14 protein-coding genes are annotated in these 25,893 nt (G+C 72.9%); 9 read left to right on the forward strand and 5 right to left on the reverse strand.

The annotated features are described in order from the left end of the window. The first annotated feature begins 50 nt into the window (after window positions 1–50). A complete protein-coding gene (locus ABT297_RS18000) occupies window positions 51–1,061 on the forward strand; it encodes a ferritin-like domain-containing protein (protein WP_350550469.1) in 1,011 nt (336 codons plus the stop codon). A gap of 64 nt (window positions 1,062–1,125) precedes the next feature. Here ABT297_RS18000 and ABT297_RS18005 read toward each other — a convergent pair whose 3' ends face one another. Continuing rightward, on the reverse strand, window positions 1,126–2,754 hold the full coding sequence (locus tag ABT297_RS18005; RefSeq protein ID WP_350550472.1) for an AMP-binding protein: 1,629 nt from the start codon (window positions 2,752–2,754) through the stop codon (window positions 1,126–1,128). A 243-nt stretch (window positions 2,755–2,997) separates the two neighbouring features. On the opposite strand from ABT297_RS18005, the gene ABT297_RS18010 reads away from it, so the two are divergent. From ABT297_RS18010 to ABT297_RS18030, 5 genes are all read left to right on the forward strand, one after another. Then, window positions 2,998–9,327, forward strand: a complete 6,330-nt coding sequence (locus tag ABT297_RS18010) for a non-ribosomal peptide synthetase (protein WP_350550475.1) — start codon at window positions 2,998–3,000, stop codon at window positions 9,325–9,327. Next, window positions 9,324–15,728 carry a non-ribosomal peptide synthetase gene (locus tag ABT297_RS18015; RefSeq protein WP_350550478.1) on the forward strand — a complete coding sequence of 2,135 codons (6,405 nt, stop codon included), beginning with the start codon at window positions 9,324–9,326 and terminating at the stop codon, window positions 15,726–15,728. The genes ABT297_RS18010 and ABT297_RS18015 overlap by 4 nt, the downstream gene beginning before the upstream one ends. A 133-nt stretch (window positions 15,729–15,861) precedes the next feature. Continuing rightward, window positions 15,862–16,932, forward strand: a complete 1,071-nt coding sequence (gene gntD, locus ABT297_RS18020; RefSeq protein WP_350550481.1) for a guanitoxin biosynthesis L-enduracididine beta-hydroxylase GntD — start codon at window positions 15,862–15,864, stop codon at window positions 16,930–16,932. Next, entirely contained in the window at window positions 16,929–17,699 is a 771-nt protein-coding gene (locus ABT297_RS18025; protein ID WP_350550484.1) for an SDR family NAD(P)-dependent oxidoreductase, read from the forward strand. Before gntD ends, ABT297_RS18025 begins: the two co-directional genes overlap by 4 nt. After that, complete coding sequence (locus tag ABT297_RS18030; protein ID WP_350550487.1) at window positions 17,696–18,901, forward strand: cytochrome P450; 1,206 nt, start codon at window positions 17,696–17,698, stop codon at window positions 18,899–18,901. Before ABT297_RS18025 ends, ABT297_RS18030 begins: the two co-directional genes overlap by 4 nt. A gap of 21 nt (window positions 18,902–18,922) precedes the next feature. On the opposite strand, the gene ABT297_RS18035 is transcribed toward ABT297_RS18030, so the two are convergent. Together ABT297_RS18035 and ABT297_RS18040 are read right to left on the reverse strand one after the other, a co-directional pair. Next, window positions 18,923–19,417, reverse strand: a complete 495-nt coding sequence (locus tag ABT297_RS18035; protein WP_350550490.1) for a hypothetical protein — start codon at window positions 19,415–19,417, stop codon at window positions 18,923–18,925. Then, window positions 19,414–20,166, reverse strand: a complete 753-nt coding sequence (locus ABT297_RS18040; RefSeq protein WP_350550493.1) for a thioesterase II family protein — start codon at window positions 20,164–20,166, stop codon at window positions 19,414–19,416. The genes ABT297_RS18035 and ABT297_RS18040 overlap by 4 nt, the downstream gene beginning before the upstream one ends. Before the next feature lie 122 nt (window positions 20,167–20,288). Here ABT297_RS18040 and ABT297_RS18045 point away from each other — a divergent pair, with 122 nt between their 5' ends. The 3 genes from ABT297_RS18045 to ABT297_RS18055 all read left to right on the forward strand — a co-directional run bounded on the left by ABT297_RS18045 (window position 20,289) and on the right by ABT297_RS18055 (window position 22,136). Then, window positions 20,289–20,639: an acyl carrier protein gene (locus ABT297_RS18045; RefSeq protein WP_350550496.1), complete on the forward strand. Its 351-nt coding sequence runs from the start codon at window positions 20,289–20,291 to the stop codon at window positions 20,637–20,639. A gap of 2 nt (window positions 20,640–20,641) precedes the next feature. Further along, on the forward strand, window positions 20,642–21,631 hold the full coding sequence (locus ABT297_RS18050) for a beta-ketoacyl-ACP synthase III (RefSeq protein ID WP_502885583.1): 990 nt from the start codon (window positions 20,642–20,644) through the stop codon (window positions 21,629–21,631). 169 nt (window positions 21,632–21,800) lie between these two features. After that, entirely contained in the window at window positions 21,801–22,136 is a 336-nt protein-coding gene (locus ABT297_RS18055; RefSeq protein WP_350550499.1) for a hypothetical protein, read from the forward strand. Window positions 22,137–22,149: 13 nt separating this feature from the next. Here the strand turns inward: ABT297_RS18055 and ABT297_RS18060 are convergent, their stop codons facing one another. Together ABT297_RS18060 and ABT297_RS18065 are read right to left on the reverse strand one after the other, a co-directional pair. Next, window positions 22,150–23,916 (reverse strand): Hsp70 family protein, encoded by a 1,767-nt coding sequence (locus ABT297_RS18060; RefSeq protein ID WP_350550502.1) that lies wholly within the window; start codon window positions 23,914–23,916, stop codon window positions 22,150–22,152. Next, the gene (locus tag ABT297_RS18065; RefSeq protein ID WP_350550504.1) at window positions 23,913–25,883 is read right to left on the reverse strand and encodes a hypothetical protein; all 1,971 of its coding nucleotides are present in this window, start codon (window positions 25,881–25,883) and stop codon (window positions 23,913–23,915) included. The genes ABT297_RS18060 and ABT297_RS18065 overlap by 4 nt, the downstream gene beginning before the upstream one ends. Window positions 25,884–25,893 lie beyond the last annotated feature (10 nt).

The raw sequence follows: 25,893 nt of genomic DNA on the forward strand, positions 1-25,893 counted from the left end.
CCGAGGCACTGAACCACCTTCGCCGAGGCGCTGAGAGGACTGCCGGCCCGATGACTGTTGTGGACGAGACCGTTGCGACGCTGATGACGCTGGACCAGGTGAAAGCGGACCTGATGGAGGTGGACGCGCACATCCGGGCGTCGCTCAACTGGGACTACGGGCACCGGGAAACGCGCATCCGCAAGCTGTACGAGAAGAACAAGGACGCGCAGTGGAACGCCACCTACGACATCGACTGGAGCCACAACGTCCAGTTCGGTGCCGACCTGACCGAGCACGGCGCGGGCGTCGCCTCCTTCGTGGTCGGCAACGAGAGCCCCGTCCCGGCGGAGCTGCTCAACGACTTCCGCTGGGAGTACCAGGCGTGGATGGTGAGCCAGTTCCTGCACGGTGAGCAGGGCGCGCTGGTGACCACCGCCCGGCTGGTCGAGACGGTTCCCGACATGGACGCGAAGGTCTACGCGGCGTCCCAGGTCGCCGACGAGGCGCGGCACGTCGAGGCGTACGCGCGCTACATCGACGAGAAGCTGCGCACGTCGTACCCGATCAACCCCGGCCTGCGGGCGCTGCTGCGGGACCTGCTCGGCGAGTCCCGCTGGGATGTCGTCTACCTCGGGATGCAGGTGGTGGTGGAAGGGCTGGCGCTGGCCGCGACGCGGCTGGCGAGCAGCGGCTTCGGTGACCCGATCATCACCTCGATCACCCGGATGATCGCCCGCGACGAGGCGCGCCACATCGCGTTCGGCGTCACGTCGCTGACCGGCATGTACGACCAGATGAGCACCGCCGAACGCCAGGAGCGCGAGGACTTCCTGCTGGAGGCGATCCACCTGATGTCCAAGCGGTTCCTGCTGCGCGAGGTCTGGGAGCGGATGGACCTCGACGTCGAGCGGGGCCTGCGCTTCGCACGCCACGACCCCATGATGTTCGGCTACCGGCAGCTGCTCTTCCAGCAGGTTATCCACGTGCTGCGCCAGCTGGGGCTGCTGACGCCGAAGCTGCGCGACCTGTTCCTGGCCGAGTCGCTGGCCAAGCCGGAGGCGTTCCGGACCATCGCGTGAACCCGTCGCTCATGGACGAGTGCCCGGTGCGGATCCGCACCGGGCACTCGTCCATGAGGGCTGGTCACGCCGGGGTGAGCGGCTCCACCTTCCCGTCCAAGGTTCCGCCGCACATGCCGGCCCACATCACCCGGCGGCGCGGCTTGCCGCTGGAGGTCACCGCGAGCGCGCCCCGGGGCAGCGTGATCTTCACGAGCTCGGCCTCGGCGAGCCATTCGGTAAGCACCTGGTGGGCGATGCGACCCCAGCCGGGCTGGGGCAGCTCCAACACGACCGCACCGGTCGGCGCGCCGTCACGGACGCCCAGCAGCACCGCCGCCCGCCGCTGCGGGATGCCGCGCGCGTGCAGCTCGGCCTCCAGGCTCTCGGCGAACACCATCTTGCCGCGCACCTTGAGGCCATCGCCGAGCCGGCCGATCACGAACAGCTGGCCGTCGTGCAGGAACCCGGCGTCGCCCGAGCGCAGCGTGCCGCCGCCGATGCTGGTTCCCGAGGCGGTGGACGCGTCACCCGCGTAACTGTTGGCCACCGAGGTGCCGGCCACCACGATCTCGCCGACCGTGCCATCCGGCACCGGGTCGCCGTCGTCGTCGACGACGCTGACCCGCAGACCCTCCAGCGGGCGGCCGCAGCCGACCACCCGGGTCTCGCCGGCGAGGGCCGTGTCGCCGCCGGTCGGCGCGGCCGCGCTCCAGCCCTCGCCCAGCGGCAGGCCGGTCACGGCCAGCGTCGCCTCGGCACCCCCGTACGCGGGCAGCAGTGCCCGGCGGTCGAAGCCGTGCGGGCCGAGCAGCCGCTCGATCGCGTCCAGCACGTCGGGGTCGATGCGTTCCGCGCCGAGGATCACCGAGCGCAGCGAGTCGAAGCGCAGGCCCGTCAGGTCGGCGGGCCGCACCCGGCGCAGGATGTAGGCGAGCCCGAAATTGGGCACCGCGGCGAGGCCCACTCGCTGCTCGCTGATGCAGCGCAGGTAGCGCAGCGGCGACCGAATGAAGTCCTGCGGCTGCATCATCCACCCGTCGCAGCCGGTGGTGACGATGTTCAGCAGGCAGCCGATCAGACCCATGTCGTGGTGGACCGGCAACCAGGCGATGCCGGGGAACTCGGGCGTCCAGTCCAGCCATCTCCGCATGGCGGTGAGATTGGCCCGCAGGGCCTTCTCGGTGACCCGCACGCCGCGGGAGTAGCCGCTGGACCCCGACGTGAACTGCAGCAGCGCGATGTCCGCCGGCTCCTCGGGCGTGCCCACCGCGGCGCCGGTGACAAGCTCGTCGAAGAGGACCGGCTCCGGTAGCCCGGCTCCAGCGCAGATCTTGCGGACGTGCTCCAGCGACTCGTCGTCACAGACGGTCAGCGCCGGGCGTGCGGTGTCGAACAGATGGCTCACGTGGGTCGCGTACTCGTCGGCGCGCTGGAAGGCGAACGGCGGGGGAATCGAGCACGCGGTCGCCCCGGCGGCGAACGCGCCGAACAGGCCGGCCACGAACCCGGGACTGGACCGTTGCACCACCACGACCACGTCGTCGCGGCGTACGCCGCGCTCGCGCAGGGCGGTCGCGGTGCGCAGGGTCAGCGCAGCCAGCGACGCGTACGAGTGGAACTCCCACCCGTCGCCCGCGTCCGCGAAGTGAAGACCTCGTTCGGCGGACGGCTCGTCCAACCATTCCAACAGTGCTCTGTCCGGGATGTTCAACGGTCGTCCTCTCCGGTGTGCCGGTAGTCGCCCGCGCATCATGTCCATCGATCGGCGGCCGGCTCCAGGCAAGAACCCGGTAACTCGTCGGCAGGAATCGCCGTGACCAGCAACGACTGTTGCCGGTCACTTTCCTGGAGATCTGGCTCGGCGCGCGGAAGCATCGCCATGGCCGGGGAGCCGTCGCCGGCGAGCGCAACTCCCGGTCCGACGGCGTCCCGTGCGGAAGGTGGTCGTCGCCAGATGAGTTCTCCGACCGATGCCGGCGCTTTGCTGCCGCTCACCACCGCCCAGCGCGGGGTGTGGTTCGCCCAGCGGTTGCGGCCGGGCGATCCGGCCTTCAACCTGGCCACCTATCTGGAGGTGCGCGGGCCCGTCGACGCGGACCGGCTGCGCCGGGCCATCGCGGCCGCCGAGCGGGAGTGCGCCACGTTCGGCGTACGGCTGCACGACGGGCCGGACGGACCGCGCCAGGAAATCCTCGACCGCGAGTCGGGGTGCTTCGAAGTGCACGACCTGCGGGCCGAGCCGGACCCCGTCGCCGCGGCGCACTCCTGGATGGACCGCGACCACCGGACTCCGCTGCGGCTGGGCACGGATCAGCTGTACGTGGACGCTCTGCTGCGCGTCGGCGACGAGCGTTACTTCTGGTATTCGCGCTGCCACCATGTGCTGGCCGACGCGTACGGCTGCGTCCTGCTGACCCGGCGGGTGGCGGAGATCTACGACGCCCTGCCGGACGGCGAGCCGCCCGCGGCCACCCGGCTGCGCCCGGTCACCGAGCTGATCGAGCAGGAGGCCGCGTACCGCGCCGGCGAACAGTTCGCGGTCGACCGGGCGTACTGGACGCGGCGTTTCGCCGGCTTCGACGAGCCGGTCACGCTGGCGGCCGGGCCTGCGGCCGGTGACGGTCACCCACCCACGCTGCATCACGTCGCCCAGCTTCCGGCCGCCGACCTCGCCGCCCTGACTAAGGCCGGCCGCGACGCCCGGGCGCCCTGGGCGGTGCCGCTGATCGCCTCGCTGGTCGCGTACCTGCACGCGGCGACAGGCACGCGGGACGTCACCGTGGGCATCCCAGTCACCGCCCGACGGGACGCGCCGGCGCGCAGCACACCGGGGATGCTCTCCAACCAGCTGCCGCTGCGAGTGCGCGTCGAACCCGCGATGACCCGCACCGAGCTGCTGCGACAGGTCGCCGACCGGCTCGGCGAACTACTGGACCACCAGCGGTACCCGTACGAGGACCTGCGCCGTGACCTGCGGTTGCAGGCCAGCGACGGTCACCTGTTCAGCGTGGTCGTCAATATCGTCCCGACCAACGGCGAGCTGCGCCTCGGCGGGGTGCCGGCGGTCGGGTACACGCTCAACGGCGGCCCGGTTGCGGACCTCAACATCAACTGTCGGCCGGGCACGGACGGCGGCCTCGAGATCGACTTCGAGGCGGAACCGACCCGGTATACGGCCGCGGCCGTGGCCACGCACCAGGAACGGTTCCTGCGCCTGATGTGCGCGCTGACCGTCAGCGACCCCGACCTGCCGGTAGGGCGGCTGGAGCTGATCTCCGACGCGGAGCGGGCGCTCGTCGCCGCGCCGAACGACACCCGCCGGCGGCTGGCGCCCGCCACGCTGCCCGAGCTGTTCGAGGCCCAGGTGCGGCGGACCCCCGAAGCGGACGCCGTCCGCTTCGACGACAAGGTGGTCTCGTACGTCGAGCTCAACGCCCGCAGCAACCGGCTGGCCCGCACGCTGGTCGCACGCGGCGCCGGGCCCGGGCAGCGGGTGGCGATCGTGCTGCCCCGCGGCGTCGAGGCGGTGGTGGCCGTGCTCGCCACGCTCAAGGCCGGTGCCGCCTACCTGCCGATCGACGTGAACTACCCGGCGCAGCGCATCGCCTACGTGCTGGACGACGCCCGCCCGCACCTGGTGGTGAGCGACCGGGCGAGCGCGCCGGAACATCCCGCGGTGCTGCTGCTCGACGAGCCATACGGTGCGCCCACCACTGCGGACGCGGATCTCACCGACGCCGACCGCACCGGCCCGCTGCTGCCGGCCGGCGGCGCCTACGTCATCTACACGTCCGGCTCGACCGGCCGGCCCAAGGGTGTGATGGTGCCGCACACCGGCATCGTCAGCCTGCTGACGTCCCAGGTCGCCACGCTGGGCCTGGGGCCGGGGCAGCGGGTGCTGCAGCTCGCGTCGCCCGGCTTCGACGCCTCGGTGTGGGAGCTGTGCACGGCGCTGCTGACCGGCGCCTGCGCGGTCGTGTCCACGCCGGAGCGGCTGCTGCCGGGCGCGGCCCTCGCCGGACTCATCGCGCGGACCGGGGTGACCTGTCTGCTGATGCCGCCGTCCTCGCTGGCGCTGATGCCGCCGGACGCGCTGCCGCCGGGCGTCACGCTCGTCGTCGGCGCCGAGGCCTGCCCGCCCGACCTGGTCGCCCGCTGGTCCACGGGCCGCCGGATGGTCAACGCGTACGGGCCGACCGAGTCCACGGTGATCGCCACCATGAGCTCACCGCTGAGCGGGCACACGGTGCCCCCGATGGGCGGCCCCATCGTGAACACCGAGGTCCGCCTGCTCGACGACGCGCTTCGCCCGGTTCCGGCCGGCGTGGCGGGCGAGATCTACCTGGCGGGCGCGGGCCTGGCCGACGGTTACCTGCACCGGCCCGCGCTGACCGCGCAGCGGTTCGTGGCCGACCCCGGCGGGCCCGCCGGCGCGCGGATGTACCGGACCGGCGACCTGGCCCGGCGCGACCACGACGGCGAGCTGGTCTACCTGGGCCGGACCGACCAACAGATCAAGCTGCGCGGCTTCCGGATCGAGCTGGGCGAGATCGAGACGGTTCTGTGCGGGCATCCCGGAGTCCGTCAGGCCGTCGTGGACGTCCGTGAGGACCCGCCGGGCCTGCGCCGCCTCGTCGCTTACGTGGTGCCCGAGCCCGGCGCCACAGCTGACGCGGCCAGCCTGCGCCGGCTGGCCGCGAAGGTGCTGCCCGAGCACATGGTTCCGGCCGCCTTCGTGTCCCTGCCTGAGTTGCCGCGCTCGGCCAGCGGGAAGCTGGACCGCAAGGCACTGCCCGCGCCGGAGTTCACCGGCACGGCCGAGAGCCCCGCGCCGCGCACCGAGCGGGAGCGGATGCTCTGCGAGCTCATGGCCGAGCTGCTCGGCGCCACCGCAGTCGGCGTCGACGACAACTTCTTCGAGCTCGGCGGCGACTCGATCGTCGCGATCCAGCTGGTCACCTTGGCCGCCGAGCACGGCGTGGAGCTGACGCCGCAGGACATCTTCACCCACCGCACGGTGGCCGCGCTGGCGGAGCACGCCACGGACGCCGGCGCCGCCGCGCCTGTGGTGGCCGCCACCGGCGCGCTCCTCACGCTGACAGGCGAGGAACGGACGGCGGTCGAGGCGCGCTGGGCGCACCTCGGCATCGACGACGTGCTGCCTCTGGCCCCGCTGCAGCAGGGCATGCACTTCCACGCGCTGTTCGCCGCGGGCGGCGTGGACGCGTACCTGATCCAGAAGGTTTTCGGTCTCGAGGGTGACCTGGATATCGGCGCGCTGCGCGCCGCCGTGCGCAGGCTGGTCGAGCGGCACGGCGCGCTGCGCGCGGGCTTCGATCAGTCCGCGTCCGGTACGCCGCTGCAGGTGATCACACGCCGCGCCGATCCGGGCCTCACCGAGATCGATGTGAGTACGCTCCCCGAAGCGGAGCGGCGATCCCGCCTGGCCGAGCTGCTCGCTCTCGACAAGGCCACCGGCTTCGACCTGGCCCGGCCGCCGTTGCTGCGCTTCACGCTGGTGCGCCTGGAGCCCGGCCGCCACGTGCTGGTCTTCACCGGCCACCACATCCTCTTCGACGGCTGGTCGCTGCCGCTGGTGCTGCGCGACCTGTTCACCCTCTACACCGCGGCCGAGACCGGCACGCGCGCCGCGCTTTCCGAGCCGGTGCCGTTCGCGCGCTACCTGGGCTGGCTGGCCGAGCAGCCGCGCGAGCTGGCCGAGCAGGCGTGGCGGCGGGCGCTGGCCGACCTGCCCGGGCCGACCCTGGTCGGCGGTGACGCCGGCCAGGACGCGAGCATGCCGGCGCTGACCGTGGCCGAGCTGCCGCAGGAGCTGACCGGCGCGCTGACCGCGGCCGCCCGCGAACGCGGCCTGACCCTCAACACGGTGATGCAGGCGGCGTGGGCGCTGCTGCTGAGCACGCTGACGGGCTCTGGTGACGTGGTGTTCGGCGTCACTGTCGCCGGCCGGCCGACGCGGCTGGCCGGTGCCGGCGACATCGTCGGCATGCTGATGAACACGGTCCCGGTGCGAGTGCGCATGCGGCCCGGCGAGCCGCTGGCCGAGCTGCTGACCCGGTTGCAGCAGGAGCAGGCGGCGCTCGGACCGTACCAGCACCTGAGCCTTACCGACGTCAAGCGGACGGCCGGCGCGGGTGAGCTTTTCGACACGACGATGGTCTTCGAGAACGCGCCGCTCGACCGGGCCGCCATCCGACGGGTGGTTCCCGGGCTGCGCATCACGCCCGAGGAAGCGGACACCAGCGGGGTCACCCACTACCCGCTCAGCCTGATCGTGGTGCCGGGCGCCCGGCTGCGGCTCGAGCTCACCTACCGCGCCGACGTGTTCGACGCCGGCAGCACCGAGCAGTTCGTCGGGAGGCTACGCGCGGTGCTGGAGACGTTCGTCACGGCGCCGCTGACCCCGGTGGCGCGGATCGAGCTGCTGAGCGCGCAGGAGCGCGAGCGGGTGCTGCACGCCTGCGACGACACGGCGGCCACGCCGGCCGGGCTCACCCTGCCGGCGCTGATCGCGGCGCAGGCACGCCGCACGCCGGACGCGCCAGCTGTCGTCTGCGCCGGGCGGCGCCTGACCTACGCCGAACTGAACCGGGACGCGACCCGGCTGGCACATGCGCTGCGGGCCCGCGGCGCCGGTCCGGAAAGCGTCGTCGCGGTGACGCTGGAGCGGTCCGCCGAGCTGATCGTCGCGCTGTACGCCATCCACAAGGCCGGTGCCGCCTACCTGCCGATCGACCCGTGCTATCCGCCGGAGCGCATCGACTACATGGTCGAGGACGCGAACCCGGTCCTCGTGCTGGACGCGGACGCCTACCGCGCGATGGTGACCGCCGAGCCGGCCGGCGACCTGCCGGAGCCGCACCCGCTCAACCCGGCGTACGTCATCTACACCTCCGGATCGACCGGGCGGCCCAAGGGCATCGTGGTCAGCCACGCTGGCATCGCCAACTATCTGCTCTGGATGCGGTCACGGTTCGGGATCGACGGCACCGACCGGGTGCTGCAGCGCACCTCGATAAGCTTCGACCCGTCGGTGTGGGAGATCTTCTGGCCACTCGTCGCTGGTGCGACCGTCGTCGTGGCCGAGCCGGCCCGCACCGAGGAACCCGGGTACCTGACCGAGCTGGTGCGCCGCGAACGGGTGACGGTCGCCCAGTTCGTGCCGTCGACGCTGGATCTGTTCCTGAGCGAGCAGACGGGCGAGTATCCGCTGCTGCGGTACGTGTTCTGCGGCGGCGAGGCGATGACGGCCACACTGGTGGAGCGGTTCTACGAACGTACGCACGCGACGCTGGTGAATCTGTACGGCCCGACCGAGGTTTCGATCTACACGACCTGGGCGGCCGTGCCGCGCGTGGCGGCCGGCGTTGTGCCGATCGGGGCGCCGGCCGACAACTTGCGGGTGTACGTCCTGGACGAGTTCCTGCGGCCCGCGCCGATCGGCACCACCGGCGAGATCTACATCGCGGGTGCCCAGGTGGCTCGCGGCTATCACGGCCGGGCCGGCCTGACCGGTGAGCGGTTCGTCGCCGACCTGTACGGCCCGCCGGGCACCCGCATGTACCGGACCGGTGACCTGGGCCGGCGCCGCGCCGACGGTCAGCTGGAGTTCCTGGGGCGCGCCGACTTCCAGGTCAAGATCCGCGGTCACCGGATCGAGCTGGGCGAGATCGAGAACGTGCTGACCGCGGATCCGGCGGTGGTCCGGGCGGCGGTGATCGCCCGGGAGGACCTGCCCGGCACGGTGCGGATCGTCGCGTACGTGGTGCCGGAGAGCGCCGACGTCGGTGCGCTGCGGGCGGCCGCGGCCGCGGCCCTGCCGGACTACATGGTGCCGGCGGCCTTCGAGACGCTGGCCGAACTGCCCCGCACCCCCAACGGGAAGCTGGATCGGGCCGCCCTGCCGGCGCCACGGTTCGCCGGTGTGGAGGGCAGCCGGCCGCCGCGCGACGACCGCGAGTCGCTGCTCTGCCGGCTCTATGCCGAGCTGCTCAGCGCCGGCCCGGTCGGCATCGACGACAGCTTCTTCGACCTCGGCGGCGACTCCATCACCGCAACCCGACTCGCCGGCCGGGCGCGGACCGAGGGGCTAGCGATCACGCCGCGCGACGTCTTCACCCATCGGACCGTGGCGGCCCTGGCCCTGGCCGCCGGCTCGCTCAGCCCCGGCGACACCGCATACGTCGCACCGATCGGCCCGCTGGTCACCCTCGACCTGGACGAGCTCGACGAGCTCGAAGCGCAATGGGAGGTCTCGCAGTGAAACAGACGTCGCTGGAGGCGGTCCTGCCGCTGTCTCCGCTGCAGGAAGGCATGCTTTTCCACGCCCTCTACGACGACGGTGAGGGCGTCGACTTCTACCACATGCAAACCCCGCTGGAGATCGCCGGCGACGTAGACACCGCGCTGCTGCGGCGCTGCGCCGAGGCCGTGGTGCGGCGCCACCCCAGCCTGCGCGCCGCGTTCTTGCAGCGGCGCTCCGGCGAGCCGATCCAAGCGGTCGCCCGGGCCGCGGTGCCCGCCTTCGCCGAGATCGACTTCGAGCACGTCGCGGGTGCGGAGCAGCACGCCCACCTGGAGCGGGCGCTCGCCGCCGACCGCACCGCGCGGTTCGACATGACCAGCCCGCCGCTGATCCGCTTCACGCTGGTGCGCCTGGCCGCGGACCGGCACGTACTGGTCATCACCAACCAGCACATCCTGCTCGACGGCTGGTCGCTGCCGATCGTCATCCGGGACCTGTTTCGGCTCTACCGGCGCGGCGGCGACCCCGCCGAGCTGGAGCCCGCCGTCCCGGCCGCGGACTACCTGGGCTGGCTCAGCCAGCAGGACCAGGGCCGCGCCGAGCGCATCTGGCACGCCGCGCTGGCCGGACTGGACGGGCCGACCCTGGTCGCGCCGGGCGTCGCCACCGAGGCGCCCGAGCGTCAGCGCCTGGTACGCCGCGAGCTGCCGGCCGACACCACGGCCGCGCTGGTCGCCGCCGCCCGCGACCGCGGCGTCACCGTCAACTCGGTGGTCCAGGGCTGCTGGGCGCTGCTGCTCAACCTGCTGACCGGGCGGCGTGACGTGGTGTTCGGCGGCACGGTCGCCGGCCGTCCCGCCGAGGTGCCGGGCATCGACCGCGTCGTCGGCATGTTGATCAACACCATCCCCGTGCGCGTGCGGATCGACCCGGACGAGTCGCTAGGCGCGCTGCTCGGCCGGCTCCAGGACGAGCAGGCGGCGCTGAGCGACGTACAACACCTGGGCCTGCGCGACATCCAGCGGCTGGACGGCCGGACCGAGCTGTTCGACACCACCGTCTCGTTCGAGAACTATCCGATCGACCCGTCGGTCAGCGCGACGGCCGTACCCGGGCTGACGATCACGCTGCGGCAGGATCCAGCCGGCGACACCCGGGAGGGCACCCACTATCCGCTGAGCCTCGCGGTCTACCCCGGCCCGCGGCTGCGGCTGGAGCTGAACTACCGGCCGGACGCGTTCGGCCCCGAGCTGGCTGGCGCCCTCGCCGATCGGATGGTGCTGCTGCTGCGCGCGGCCGTCACCGCCGCGGACCGGCCGGTCGGCACGATCGACCTGCTCACCGCCGGCGAACGCGATACGGTCCTGTGCCACTGGAACGACACCCAGCGGCCGCGTTCCGCCGAGACCCTGCCCGACCTGTTCGAGGCTCAGGTACGACGTACGCCGGGCACCGTCGCCGTGGTCGCCGACGGCGAGCGGCTCACCTTCGCCGAGCTGAACACGCGGGCCAACCGGCTCGCCCGGGCCCTCGTGGCGCGCGGCGCCGGCCCGGAGTCCTTCGTCGGCATGGCGTTGCCTCGCGACGCCGGCACCGTGGTCGCCATCCTGGCCATCCTGAAGGCCGGCGCCGCGTACGTGCCGATCGACCTCGACCACCCGCCCGCCCGCATCGAAGAGGTGTGCAAGCAGGCCGGTCCCACGGTCGTGCTCACCACCCGGGCGTGTGCCGGGCGCCTGCCCGGCGGTGGTGCGCCGCTGATGCTGCTGGACGAGCTGGGCGACTCGCCGTGGCCGGCGCGGGACCTGACCGACGCCGACCGGCTGCGGCCGCTGCGGGCCGCGAACCTGGCGTACGTCATCTACACCTCTGGATCGAGCGGCCGACCCAAGGGCGTGGCCGTCGAGCACCGAAGCCTGGCCAACGTCTTCCACAGCCACCACTCGAAATTCTTCCGCCCGGAGACCAACCGCGACGGCGGCCGGGTGTTCCGGGTGGCGCTCACCAACGCGCTGGTCTTCGACGCCTCGTGGAGCCAGGTGCTCTGGATGGTCGCCGGGCATGAGCTGCATATCATCGGCGACGAGGTGCGCAAGGACCCGCACGCGCTGGTCGGCTACGCCGCCCGTGAGGCGATCGACGTGATCGATACCACGCCCAGCTTCGCCCGGCAACTGCTCGCCGCCGACCTGATGCGTGTGCCGGGTTACCGGCTGCGGACGCTGGCACTCGGCGGCGAGGCGGTCGACGACGCCCTCTGGCAGCAGCTGCGCGAGGGCGACACGTCGGTCTACAACCTGTACGGGCCGGCCGAGTGCACGGTCGACGCCATGTACGGCCGTGTGCCCGAGTCGGCTCGGCCCGTGGTCGGGCGCCCGGCCGACAACACCCAGGCCTACGTGCTCGACGACCGGTTGCGCCCGCTGCCGTGGGGCATCACCGGCGAGATCTACCTGGCCGGCGCGGGCCTTGCCCGGGGTTACCTGAACGAGCCGGCGATGACCGGCGAGCGCTTCGTCGCGGACCCGTTCGGGCACCCCGGCGACCGGATGTACCGCACCGGCGACCGCGGCGCCTGGCAGTCCGACGGCAACCTGGTCTTCGCCGGGCGCGCCGACGACCAGGTGAAGATCCGTGGCTTCCGGATCGAGCCCGGTGAGGTCGAGTCGGTCCTGCTCCGGGACGCCACCGTGGGTCAGGCGGCCGTCATGGTGCGCGAGGACCGTCCGGGCGTACGACGGCTCGTCGCCTACCTGGTACCGGCCGGTGGTACCGCCGTCGACACCGCGGCGGTGCTGCGCGCGGCCGGGGCGGCCCTGCCGGACTACATGACGCCGTCGGCCGTCATGGTGCTGGCCGCGTTGCCGCTCACCGGCAATGGCAAGCTCGACCGTACGGCCCTGCCCGCGCCGCAGGAGGCTGCCCGTGGCGAGATGCAGCCGCCGACGAACGACCGGGAACGGCTGCTGTGCGACCTGTTCCAGGAGCTGCTCGGCACGCCGACCGGCATCGACGAGGACTTCTTCGACATAGGCGGCGACTCGATCCTGTCCATGCAGCTCGCCGGGCGCGCGCGGCGCGCCGGGCTCGAGCTGAGCCCGCGCGACGTGTTCGTGCACCGGACGGTGGCGGCCCTGGCCACCGCGGCCCGCGACCATGCCCCGCAGGTATCGCGCCCGGCGCCGGCCGGTCCGCTGCTGGAGCTGACCGACGGCGAGCGCGAAGAGCTGGCGGTCCGCTGTGCGGCCCCGCTGACCGACGTCCTGCCGCTGACGCCGCTCCAGGCCGGCATGCAGTTCCACGCGCTGCTGGCGCCCGACGGCATCGACGTCTACAACACCCAGCGGCCGCTGGAAATCACTGGGGACCTGTCGCCGGCTCGGTTGCGCCAGGCGTTCCGGGACCTGCTGGACCGGCACGACAGCGTGCGGGCCGGGTTCGTCCAGCTCGACTCGGGTCGTTCGGTGCAGATCGTGCCGCAGGCGGCCGAGCTGCCCTGGATCGAGGTGGACCTGAGCGACGCCGACCCGGTCCGGCAGCGCGTCCGGCTCGACGAGCTGATCGCCGGTGACCGGATCCGCCGCTTCGACCTCGCCGCGCCGCCGCTGCTGCGGGTGACGCTGGTTCGCCTGGCGCTGCAGCGGCACCTGCTTCTGGTCACCCACCATCACATCCTGCTCGACGGCTGGTCGCTGCCGATCCTGTTCCGCGACCTCTTCGACCTGTACCCCGCGACTGCGGACGCCGTCCCGCCCGTGGTCACCGGGTTCCGCGACTACCTGCACTGGCTGTCCGGCCAGGACAAGCCGGCCGCCGTGGCTGCGTGGACGGCCGCACTCGCCGGTCTCGACGAGCCCACGCTGGCGGCACCAGGCGCCGAAGCCGCCGACGCGGTCATCTCGAACCTCGTCGCCGAGCGGCTCGGCACCGACGAGACCGCTCGGCTGCACGCCGCCGCGCGCGCCGCCGGCGTCACCCTGAACACCGTGGTGCAGGGCGCGTGGGCCATCGTCCTCAGCCAGCTCACCGGTCGCCGCGATGTGGTGTTCGGGGCGACGGTGGCGGGCCGTCCGGCCGGGCTGCCCGGCGCGGAGATGATCGTCGGTCTGCTGATGAACATGGTCGCCGTGCGGGTGCGGCTCGACCTGGCGCAGTCGCTGGCCGCCGCGCTCGAACGGCTGCAGAGTGAGCAGGCCGCCCTGATCGACCACCACCACCTCGGCCTGGCGGACGTGCAGCGCGCCGCCGGCCTCGGCGAGTTGTTCGACACCGTGGTCGGCTTCGAGAACACGCCGCTCGACGGCGCCGCCGTGCGCCGGCCCGTGCCCGGACTGCGGATCGCGCTCGCCGCGGGCGTCGCACCCGGCGCCACGCACTACCCGTTGAGCCTCGTGGTGGTGCCGGGCGACGAGTTGAGCCTGGAGCTCAACTACCGGGGCGATCTGTTCGAGCGGGACCGGGTGGCGCTGCTGCTGGGCCGGCTGCGCCAGGTGCTGCGTGCCTTCGTCGAACGACCGGATATCCCGGTCGGCGGCATCGCGCTGCTGAGCGCCGGGGAACGCGACGAGGCGGTGCAAGCCGCGGCCGTCTCGGTGCGCGGTGTCGAGCCGGTCACCGTCCCGGAGCTGTTCGAGCGGTGGGTGCGCCGGGCGCCGCACGCACCGGCCGTGCTGCACGCCGGCGGGACGATCACGTACGCCGAGCTCAACGCGCGGGCCAACGTGCTGGCGCGGGAGCTGATCCGGCGTGGCGCCGGCCCGGAGAGCATCGTCGCGATCGCCGTGCCGAAGTCGCCGCGGACTCTGGTGGCGATGCTGGCCGTGCTCAAGGCCGGCGGCGCGTACCTGCCGATCGACGTCGGTTACCCCGCCGACCGGATCGCGTTCATGCTCGGCGACGCCCGGCCCGATCTCGTCCTGACCACCCGCGACGCCGGCGTGCCGGCGCTGCACCGGGCGGACGGGCCGGCCCCCCTGCTGATCGACGAGCTGGACGCGGACTGCGCGGACCCTGGCGACCCGGCGGTCGCGCGGCGGCCCGACGGTGCCGCGTACGTCATCTACACCTCCGGATCCACCGGCCGGCCGAAGGGCGTCCTGGTGACCCACCGCGGGGTGGCGAGCATGCTGGCCGACCAGGAGGAGGGCCTCGGCCTGCGGCCCGGAGGGCGGGTGCTGCTGTACGCCTCGCCCAGCTTCGACGCCTCGGTGTGGGAGTTCTGCGCCGCGCTGCTCACCGGAGCTTGCGCGGTGGTGGCACCCGCGGACGAGCTGCTGCCCGGCCCGCCCCTGGCACGGACCGTCGCGGCCTACGGTGTGACCTGTCTGCTGCTGCCGCCGTCCTCACTGGCCGCCGTCACGGACGGGGACCTCCCGCCCGGGATGGCGCTCGTCGTCGGCGGTGAGGCCTGTGCTCCCGACCTGGTGGCGCGCTGGTCGGCGGGGCGCACGATGGTCAACGCGTACGGGCCGACCGAGTCCACGGTCATGGCGACCATGAGCGCCCCGCTGTCCGGCCGGGTCAGCCCGCCGCTGGGCCGCCCGATCACCGACACCCGGGTGTACCTGCTTGACGACGCACTGCGGCCGGTGCCGGACGGCGTGATCGGGGAGCTCTACCTGGGTGGCGCGGGCCTCGCGCGCGGTTACGCTGGCCAGCCGGACGTCACCGCGCAGCGGTTCGTGGCCGACCCGTACGGGCCGCCGGGCGGCCGGCTGTACCGCACCGGCGACCTCGCCCGGCGCACTCCAGGCGGCGATCGAGAGTATCTCGGCCGCGTCGACGACCAGGTGAAGGTGCGCGGCTTCCGCATCGAGCTGGGCGAGATCGAGGCCACGCTCACGGCGCATCCCGGCGTGCACGTGGCCGTGGTGACCGTGCGCGAGGACCAGCCCGACGTGAAGCGGCTGGTCGCCTACTACGTGCCCACGGCGGGCCGGTCGGCCAGCGCGGCCGCGCTGCGCGAGCACGTCGCCGGCACGCTGCCGGAGTACATGGTGCCCAACGCGTACGTCGCTATGAACTCACTGCCGACCACGCCGAGCGGGAAGCTCGACCGGGCGGCGCTGCCCGCACCCGGCCGCGACGATCCGGCCGGCCGGCGCGAGCCGCGCGACGACGCCGAGCGGCTGCTCTGCCGCCTGGTCGGCGAGCTGCTCGGCATCGACGACGTGGGCATCGACGACAGCTTCTTCGAGCTGGGCGGCGACTCCATCGCCTCCATCCAGCTGGTGACCCGCGCACGCAAGGAGGGCCTGGTCCTCGCCCCGCGCGACGTCTTCACCCACCGCACCGTCGCCGAGCTGGCCCTGGCCGCCGCGCACGCCGGCGCCATCCCGGTGATCACCCCGCCTGCGGCCGCGCTCGTGCAGCTCGACGCGGACGAGCACGACCAGTTCATCGCGACCTGGACCGAATGACCCGGCGATCCGTTCCAGGTCGGGACCCTGCTCGACCGGATCGCTTCCACCCGCGGGCCCGCACCACCCGCAGCGGGCCCGCACAGGACCGACCGACCGCGGCCGATCCGGCCACTAGGGAATGAGGAGCGCGTTGACCACCGAATCGCTGCACCAGAGGACCGAAACACACCGGACCGGAGCCCAGCTGGACCGCCCGGTCGAGTACAACCTGGACGAGGACGAGGTCGCGCAGCTGACCGCGCTGGCCGAGCGGCTGCGTGGAAAGTACGGCGACCCGACCGGCTCGGAGTTCTACGACCTGGCCTGGTCCGTGTCCGAGCTGCTGCTGCCGCCGCGCCTGCGCATGTTCCTCGAGTCGTTCCGGCGCACCGAGCACTCCGCGGCCTGTGTCGTGCGCGGCTTCCCGATCCGCGACGAGGTCGTCGGGCCGACGCCCGGCCACTGGCGCGCCGCGATCGAGGGCGACACGGCTCGGATCCAGGAGCTGTTCCTGGCCTTGAGCGGGATGACGCTGGGTGAGCCGTTCGGCTGGGCGACCCTGCAGGACGGCCGGCTGATCCAGAACGTCCTGCCGATCCGGGGCGACGAGGAGCGGCAGAGCGGCTACGGCAGCGAGAGCCTACTGGAGTTCCACACCGAGGACGGGTTCCACCCGAACCGATGCGACTACCTGCTGCTGATGGGACTGCGCAACAACGACCAGGTTCCCACAATCATCGCCTCGGTGCGGGACCTGCGCCTGGACGAACGCGACCGGACGGTGCTCTCGGAGGACCGCTTCTGCATCCTGCCGGACACCGAGCACATCCGGCAGCTGGAGATGTGCCACCCCGACCATCCCGCGCTGCTCAAGATGCGCCGGATGCTCAGCGATCCGACACCGACGGCGGTGCTGTTCGGTGACCGCCCCAACCCGTACCTGCGCATCGACCGGCCGTTCATGCGCTGCCTGCCCGGTGACGTCGAGGCGGAGACCACGCTCGACCGCTTCATGGCCGAGCTGGAACGGGTGCAGCAGGACGTGGTCGTCGAGCCCGGCATGCTGCTCATCGTCGACAACTATGTGGCGGCACACGGCCGGCGCTCTTTCCAGGCTCGCTACGACGGCACCGACCGGTGGCTCAAGAAGCTGACCGTCAGCCGTAACCTTCGCCGCGGTCTCGGCGGTTACCACCCCGACCAGCGACGGGTGCTGATGTGAGCACGCCCCGGGTGATCATCGTGTCCGGTGCCTCCAGCGGCATCGGGCACGCGACGGCGGAACGCTTCGGCCGCGACGGTGACCGTGTCGTCAACCTCGACATCGCGCGGCAGCCCGCGGGCAGCGGCGCCGCCTGGATGAAGGTGGACGTGTCCGACTGGGACGCGGTAGGTGCCGCCGTCGCCGCGGTCGCCGCCGAGCACGGCCGCCTGGACGTGGTGGTCGCCAACGCTGGCATCAGCGTGCGACACGGCGTGCTCGAGCTGACCGAGGCGGACGTCCGCCGCACGATCGGCGTCAACCTGATCGGCGTGCTGGCGCTCTGGCAGCACGCGGCGCAGGTGATGGTGCGGCAGGGGTACGGCGTCCTGCTGGCCACGGCCTCGGTCAACGGCACCCGCGGCTATCCGTTGTACGCCGATTACAACGCGACCAAGGCCGGTGTCACCTCGTTGTGCCAGACCTTCGCGATGGAGCTGAGCCCGATGATCCGGACCGCCTGCGTGACGCCCGGCGCGGTGCTGACGCCGATGCAGCGCGCCGAGTACACCGAGGAGATGCTCGCCGAGGTCAACGAGCGGATCCCGGCCCGCCGGCACGCCGCACCGGAGGAGATCGCCGAGATGTTCCATTTCCTCGCCTCACCGCGGGCGGCCTTCGTGACGGGCCAGGAGTTCGTCGTCGACGGCGGGGAGACGGCAGGCGCGACGACGGCGTTCTTCCCGGGAGCCACCCAGTCGCCGCACGAACTGGAGACGAGATCATGAACGATCCGCTAGACGGCATCGACCTTGCCGACCCCCGCGTACACGCCGAGCGCGACCTCGGTGAGCTGTGGCGCCTGCTCCGTGACAAGGACCCGGTACACCGGCACGGGCCGACCGGCGACGCCGACGGCTTCTGGGTGGTCACCCGCTACGACGACGTCGCAGCCGTCTACAAGGACAGCGAGACGTTCACCTCGGAGCGCGGCAACGTGCTGGACACACTCCTCAACGGTGGCGACTCGGCGGCTGGCCGGATGCTCGCGGTCACCGACGGGCCCCGGCACGGCGCGCTGCGCGGCGCGCTTAAGCGGCCGTTCGCCCCCCGCGCGCTGGAGACCGTGGTGGAAAGCGTGCGGCGCGGCACCTGGACACAGATCTCCCGGGCGCTCGACCGCCCGGGGTGCGACTTCGCGAACGACGTCGCAGCGTACATCCCGCTGGCCGCGATCTGTGACCTGCTCGGCGTACCGGAGAGCGACCGCGCGCTGATCATCTCGCTTACATCCTCCGCCCTTTCCTCCGCGGACGGCGAACCCACCGCCGAGGGAACCTGGACGTCGCGCAACGACCTGCTGCTCTACTTCGCCGAGCTGGCCGAGTCGCGCCGCGCCAAGCCGTACGACGACATCGTGAGCCTGCTGGTCACCCAGGAGGTTGGCGGCCGGCCGCTGAGCCACGAGGAGATTATCTTCAACTGCTACAGCATTGTCATGGGGGGCCACGAGACGACGCGGCTGTCCATGGTGGGCGCGGTGCGGGCCTTCCTCGACAATCCAGGGCAATGGGCCGCGTTCAAGCGAGGCGACGTCACGGTCGAGTCGGCCGTCGAGGAGGTGCTGCGGTGGACCACACCGGCGCTGCACGCGGGGCGTACGGCGACCCGCGACACCTTCCTCGGCGGCGCGTTCGTCGAGGAAGGTGACATCGTCACGATCTGGAACGTCTCGGCCAACCGTGACGAACGGGTCTTCGACCGGCCGGACGAGTTCGACCTGGCCCGCACACCCAACAAGCATCTCAGCTTCGCGTACGGGCCGCACTTCTGCCTCGGCGCGTACCTCGCGCGCGCCGAGATCGGTGCCTTGCTGACCGCGCTGCGCGAGCAGGTACGCACGATCGAACCCGCCGGGGAGCCGCGGCGGGTGTACTCGAGCTTCCTCAGCGGCTACGCGGCGTTGCCGGTCCGGCTGATCGCGTCGTGACAGGAATGCGGAGCCGGTGACCTATCTGGCCGCTGGCTCCGCGTCGTCCCGCGCCGTGATCGCGGCAGCGCGCCGGGTCATCACCAGGTGCTGGACGCCGAGGGTGACGCCCATGCCCAGCCACAGGGCGTTGAAGTTCAGTGGCTCGCCGAACGCGGCGCTGCCGATCGCGCCCAGTACCAGCCGCGCCGCGATCGTGGCCAGCCACAGCCACAGCGTGACCCGGCCGCCCTTGCGCACCACGAGCCCGCTGTCCGCGCGCCACATCGGCATGGTGGAGCCGCGTAGCACGCCGAAGATCACCGACACGACGAGTGCGGCGGCCAGTAGCCCGATGCCCGCCACCGTGGCGCGGGCCGGCCCGGGCGGGAAGCAGCCGCGGGCGACGAGCAGGGCGGTCCAGACCAGCATTTCGGGTCGTACCTCGCGGACGCTGAACTGCCGGATGATCACGAACACCGTGATGGCCACGATGATCAGCCCGTTGGCCAGTACGAGGAGTCCTTCGTCACTCATCGGGCCGTACCCACCGCGTCCGCGATCACCGCGACCAGCTCGGCCGGGCTGGTGCTGGGAAACGAGTGCCCGCCCGGGAAGATCAGGCTGCGGAAGTCCGCCGTCGTGCAACCGGCCCAGCACGCCACCTGCTCGGCGGTGATGACCTGGTCGTCGGCGGCGGCGCAAGCGTACAGCGGGCAGGTCACCGGCGTGGGCTCGGCGACCAGATAGCCTTCCGCGAACGCCATGTCCCGGCGGATCGGGGCGAGGACCTGCCGCAGGAAGTCCGGGTACTCCAGCAATTCCGGCGGGAGGCCGCCGGTCTCGGCCAGCCAGCGCAGCAGCTCCGGCTCGGCGGCGCCGGACATGCGCCGCTCGGCCGGCAGGTGCGGCGCGCGCGAAGCCGAGACGATGAGGCAGAGCGGTGCAGTCTCAGCGCGCAGGGCCAGCTCGTAGGCCAACACCGCGCCGAAGCTGTGCCCGAACAAGGCGTACGGCATGTCGCGCTCCGCCCTCGTGCCGGCCAGCAGCGCCTCGACGAGGTCCTCGAAGCGCTCCGGGATGGGCTCCGCCTCGCGGGTGCCCCGGCCCGGCAGTTCGACGGGCGCGAGTTCCAGCCCGTCCGGAAGATGTCGGCGCCAGGAGCGGAACGCGCCGGCACCACCACCGGCCTGAGGCAGCCCGATCAGGCGAACGCGGGCGGTCCCGCGCGCGACGCGACCGGTGATCCAGCGACCCGCCGACGCGGGTGACGCAACCTTGCTCATGCACCTGACCGTGGCAGAACCGCAACCCCGGCTCAAGGCAATCCGCCGGTAGCGTGAGTTGCCGACCTGTTGCCGGACGCCATGCCTGTATCGGCCGCGCCGGCGCCAGCAGGATTCTCGGCATGACGCAGACTTACCCGACGATTCGCGCGCAAGCCGTTCCGGATCTGGTGAGAACGGTGGTGCTGCTCGTCGCCCCCAACAAACCCGAGCGGCTCGACGGATCCGAACAGCTGATCAACGAGCTGGCTTTCCACTCGCTCGTGCTCGCCGAGCTCGCGTTCACCCTCGAGGACCTCTTCGAGCTCGAGGCCCTCCTGGCACCCGAGCAGGCGATGGGGCTCGAGACCGTCGACGACATCGTCGCGCTGGTGGCCGGGGCGCTTGAGGACGGCACGGCGACACTTCCGGACGCCTCCGGTGTCGAGGCCGTCTTCGCCCGGTATGGCAGACAGTGGCAGCCGGCGAGCTGACGGTGTGCCTGAGCACGCGGGAATCGCAGGGCTCCCGAATTCTCGGCGTCGGCGCGTACCGCCCGGCGCGGGTCGTCGGCAACGACGAGATCTGCGAGCACATCGACTCCAGCGATGCTTGGATCCGGCGGCGGTCCGGCATCGTCAGCCGCCGCTTCGCCGGCCCCGGCGAGACCGTCATCAGCATGGCCGTCGACGCCGCCCGCAAGGCGCTGGCGCAGGCCGGCACCGACCCTGGCGACGTCGACCTGGTGCTGCTCGCCTCGATGTCGTTCCTCGAACAGGCGCCGGCCGCGGCACCCCGGATCGCCGACCAGCTCGGCCTGCGGGCAGCCGGTGTGGACCTCAGCGCCGCCTGCGCGGGCTTCTGCTACGCCCTGGGTCACGCGAGCGCGCTGGTGCGCTGCGGTGACTCCCGCAACGCTCTGGTGATCGGCTCGGAGCGGATGAGCGACATCGTCGACCCCACCGACCGCGGTACGGCGTTCCTGTTCGGCGACGGCGCCGGCGCAGTTGTGGTCGGCGCCGCCGAGCATCCCGGCATCGGCCCGGTGGTCTGGGGCTCGGACGGCAGCCGGCGCGACCTGATCGCCTACGACCGCTCCTGGCTCGACCTGCGCGACGACCGCGCGCCCTGGCCGCACCTGCGCATGCTCGGCCCCGAGGTGTTCCGCTGGGCGACCGATGCCGTGCCCGCGATCGCCCGGCAGGCGGTGGACGCGGCCGGCCTGAGCCTGGACGACCTGGACGCCTTCATCCCGCACCAGGCGAACGCGCGGATCATCGACGCGGTCGCCAAGTCGCTGCGGCTGCCGCCGCACACGGTGATCGCGCGCGACGTCGTGCACACCGGCAACACGTCCGCCGCCTCGATCCCGCTGGCTATGGAACACCTGGTCGCGCGTGGGCAGCTGGCCAGCGGTGATCACGCGCTGCTCGTGGGTTTCGGAGCCGGCCTCATCCACGCGGCCCAAGTCGTCACCATGCCCTGAACGGGCTGGTGACCGGCTGCCGGAAGGGTCGGCCGCCGACAGCACGCACCGAAGGAAAAGGCACATGGACAACCTCAACAACGTCAACAACAGCTCCGGTACGAACAACAACCGCTGACCGTCGCACCGGATCCGCCACGGTGACCGCGGTACCCGGAAGTCGGGCGCGATGAGGACCAGCGCCGAGCGCGACGGTGGCCCCGTCGGGGCCGGCCTCGGGAAGGCCACCGCTGATCCATGTGCGTCACCCGGCGACCGGCCGACCCCCACCCGGCCGGTCGCCGGCTCCACCGCGATGAGGCTGGCGAGCCGCGACCGCCTCGACCTGGTAGCGGCGTACGGCGCGCGGTACCTGGCCCGCCATCCCGGCCACGATGAGCGCTGGGCGGCCGGGGTGGCCGAGGCGCGGGCCGGACGCCCGCGCCCGTTCGCCAACGACCTCACGCGGTCGCTGGCGTGGTCGGTGACCACCCTGGCCGAGGGCCGGCCAGGCGAGACGGCCTAGCCATCGGCGGCGGTCAGTGGTGGTAGCGGTCGCCGGCGTAGGTTTCCAGGGACTCGCGGACCAGTTGGTCGCCGAAGCCGCTGGTGCTGGTCAGGAAGAACACGCTGTACGGGCGGGACCAGAAGCGGGCCGTACCGTGGTCGCTGCCCAGCGCCGTGTTGCTCGCCGGCGTGCAGACCAGCCAGCGGCTGAAGCGGCGCGGGCGGAAGTACACCGTCGCCATCTGCGCCCACGGGAACGTCGTGTCCTGGCCGTTCAGCGTGATGGTGATGCCGGTCGCGTCGATCGTCGTCGGGCGGGTGTCGCGCGAGCATATCGCCCACTGCAACAGCTTCACCGCGAGGCCCGCGCCGCCGGCCAGGAGCAGCAGCCAGCTCAGCGCCGTGAACAGCACGCCGTCGAAGGCGCCCACGATCAGGCCGGCGACGAAGATCCCGCCGTAGCGGAACGTCGCGCCGGCATGGTGGCGGTACGGGTTGGAGATGAGCTTGCGCTTGTCCTGCTGGCGCGCCGGCGGCGGGGGCGGGGCCGGGGGCGGCGGCATCATCGGCGCGGGCTGCTGCTGCGGCGGCGGGGGCGGCTGGGGGATGACGACGGTGACGGTCTCGCGCAGCGTTTTGCCGTCGCGGCCGGGAGCGGTGAAGGGCGCCGGCGGCGCGGTCGTGGGGGCCGCCGGCATCGGGACGGTGTGGCGGCGCGGCGGGGGCTCGTTGCCCACCATCGCGAGGTACTGCAGCGCCCCCTCCGCCACGACCAGCTCCGGGTGCTCGACCCGGCGCGGCGAGCGGCCCGTGCTCTGGCCCAGCAGCGTGCCGACGAGCGGGGTGCGGGCGGCGCCGCCGACCAGGAACAGCTCGGCGCGGTCGTCGCGGCCGATCTTCGCGCGGCGCAGCACCGACTCGGTCATCGCGACGGTGCGCTGCAGCAGGGCCCGGGCGTCGCGCTCGAAGTCGCCGCGGGTGACCGAGACGTCCTCGTCGACGAGCGGCACCGACACGCGCGCCACGCGCTCGGTGCTCAGCCGCTCCTTCGCGCCGCGGCAGTCGTCCCACAGCAGGCGGGCCGACCAGCGGTCCGGGCCCTCGGGCTCGACGAGCCGCGCCCACTCGTCCGGATGGCGGTCGCCGACGGAGCGCCCGACGCGGCGCAGCACCACCTCGTCGAGGTCCAGGCCGCCGACGTCGTCGAGGCCGGCCTTGGCCAGCTGCTGGAACTCCCGGCCGGAGCGCAGCACGGCGGTGACGTCGCAGGTGCCGGCGCCCAGGTCGTAGACGACGAGCGGGTCGCCGTCTGCGACGCTGGCCCCGCTGGCCAGCACGTGCGCGGCGGCCGCCTCCGGCTCGCTGATCAGGCTCGGCTCGTGCAGGCCCGCATGGCCGGCGGCCTCGCGCAGCACCGCCTGCCGGTCGGCGGACCAGGCCGCCGGGTGGGTGAGCACGACCCGGAGCCGGTCGGTGCCGGCGAGGCGTACGGCCTCGGCGTAGACCTGCGCCAGGGTCGCGCCGATGAGCTGCGCGACGTCGAACTCGTCACCGCCGAGCAGCACCCGGCGCTCGCCGATGCGCCGCTTCGGGTTGGGCTCGTAGCGGCCGGGGTCCAGCCGGGCGGAGCGCACCGCGGCGTTGCCGACGACCAGGGACCGTTGCTCGTCGGCCCACACCGCCGAGGGCAGCAGCGGGCGCCCGTCGAACTGCAGCGGAAACGGTGCGTCACCCGGCGGCTGCAGGTACGCCACCGTGTTCGTGGTCCCGTAGTCGATGCTCAACCGAAACTCGGTCATTGGGACCCCTCGTGCAGGCTGAAGATCACGACGGCGACGAGGGCGACGACGACGAGGGCGATCGCGGCCACGGCGAGCACCGTGCGCGGCTGCGCCCGGCCGACGATGGAGGCGACCCGGCCTTCGACGCGTGCCCCGGTGCGGGGCGGGGTGCCGGGCGCCACCGGCAGCGCGCGGACCCGGGTCCGGCGCTCGGCCAGGAGCAGCTCGGTGCGCTCGGGCCAGATGTCGGGCAGGCCCGCGTCCAGGTAGCGGTCCCGGGCCGCGAGCTGGTCGACGCGCGCCTTGTCGGCCAGCGTCGGCTGGAAGCGCCGCAGGGCGAAGAGCAGCGCCGGCGGTACCTCGGAGATGGCATCGCGCGCGAGGAACTTCAGCACGTCGTGCAGCGTGCGCCCGTCCCCGGCGCCGAGCTGCGGCCCGAACACGGCCTTGAGCACGCGGTACCAGCGGTCCTGGGCCAGCTGCGCGTCGCCGGGCAGGAACGGGATGCAGTGCACGAGGTAGTCGGTGCGCTCCAGCGCGACGTGGGCGGCCTGCAGCGCGTCCGGGTCGAACCGGCGCCCCTCGGCCGCGCTGAGCAGCAGCTCCGTGATGTGCACGTCGGAGGTCGTATGCCGGTTGGCCAGCTCGATGAGGTCGGCGAGGCCGACGCGGTCCATGAGGGCGCGGATACCCGGCGACTGCAGGGCGGGCGGCACGCCGAAGGACACGGCCCGCTGGGCCAGCTCGACGATCGCGGCCGGGCTGGCGGTGGCGTTGCGGCCGTGTCCCGCCCAGCCTCGCAGGTGCTCGTCGACGATGGCGGGGTCGAACGCGGAGGTGCGCAGCGCGTCACGCAGGGCGTTGCTGGCCGTCGTGCGCATGCAGCGCTGCACGGTGTACCGCGTGACGACCGCCGCCGCGCCCGGGTGCTGCGCGGCGAGCCGGCCGGCGGGCTGCCACGCGAGGTACGTGGTGCGCAGGTCCCCGTCGTTGAGCTTGGTCAGCTCCGCCTCGATCTGTCGCAGCCCCTCCGCGGTACGCAGCAGCTCCAGGTGCTCGGGCGCGGCCTGCCCGGAGGTGACCGCCTGCAGGAGCGTGGTCCGCAGGATGCGGCCGGCGACGAGCACCTCGTTCTGCCACTGCCGCACGTCGGCGGCGCCGGCCAGGCTGCGCGCGCCGCGCAGCGGTGCGACGGCCGCGGCGCCGCCGTGGCGCCACACGTCGGCGAGCTGCTGGGCGAAGCCGGACGGGCCGGCGCCGCCCGCGCCGGGGTGGAGCCGGAAGCGGGTGGCGGCGTAGCCGGTGCCGCCGGCCAGGGCGTCGAGGAAGACGAGCCTGGGCAGGTCGGGATCGGTGTCGTCGTCCTCGTTGGTGGCGAAGGTCAGCTCGCGGCCGTCGCCGAGCACGTCGACCAGGCCGCGGACCAGCACGGTGGCCGGCGCGTCGGGCAGCACGACGGTGAGCGGGGCGGCGGGGTTGTCCAGCACCCGGCCGAGCAGTTCGTCGAAGACCGGGCCGGGGTCGGTCACCGGCCGGGCCAGCGCCGCGCCGGCGTGCTCGCGCAGCGCCGGATAGTCCACCGGGTGGAGCCGGCCGGGCGGGTACGCCTCGGGTCCGTTGTGCCCGGCCCAGCCGGGCCAGTCCTCGAGGCCGAGCGCGAGCCGCACGTCGACGATGTCCTCGGGACCGATCAGCGCGTGCGCGATCGCCGCGCCGGTCCGGTTCTTGTCGTCGCGGGCCGGCACCTTGTGCAGCACCACTCCGGAGCCGTCGACGCGCAGGTATGCCAGCGACGGCCGGTCGTTGCGGCCGCTGGCCCGCTTGATGCGCAGCGCGAGGCGCTCGTCCCACCACGGCACTGCGGCTTCGGGCAGCGACGTGGCGTCGGGGCCGACGCCGTCGTGGCCGGTGGCGAGCGCCCGGGCCCGCCAGCGGAACACGATCTGGTCGATTCGGGTCCGGCCGCTGCCCGCTCCCTGGCTCATCGCTCCCCCT

The organism is Dactylosporangium sp. NPDC000555, from assembly GCF_040300025.1.
In the GTDB taxonomy this organism is placed as follows: domain Bacteria; phylum Actinomycetota; class Actinomycetes; order Mycobacteriales; family Micromonosporaceae; genus Dactylosporangium.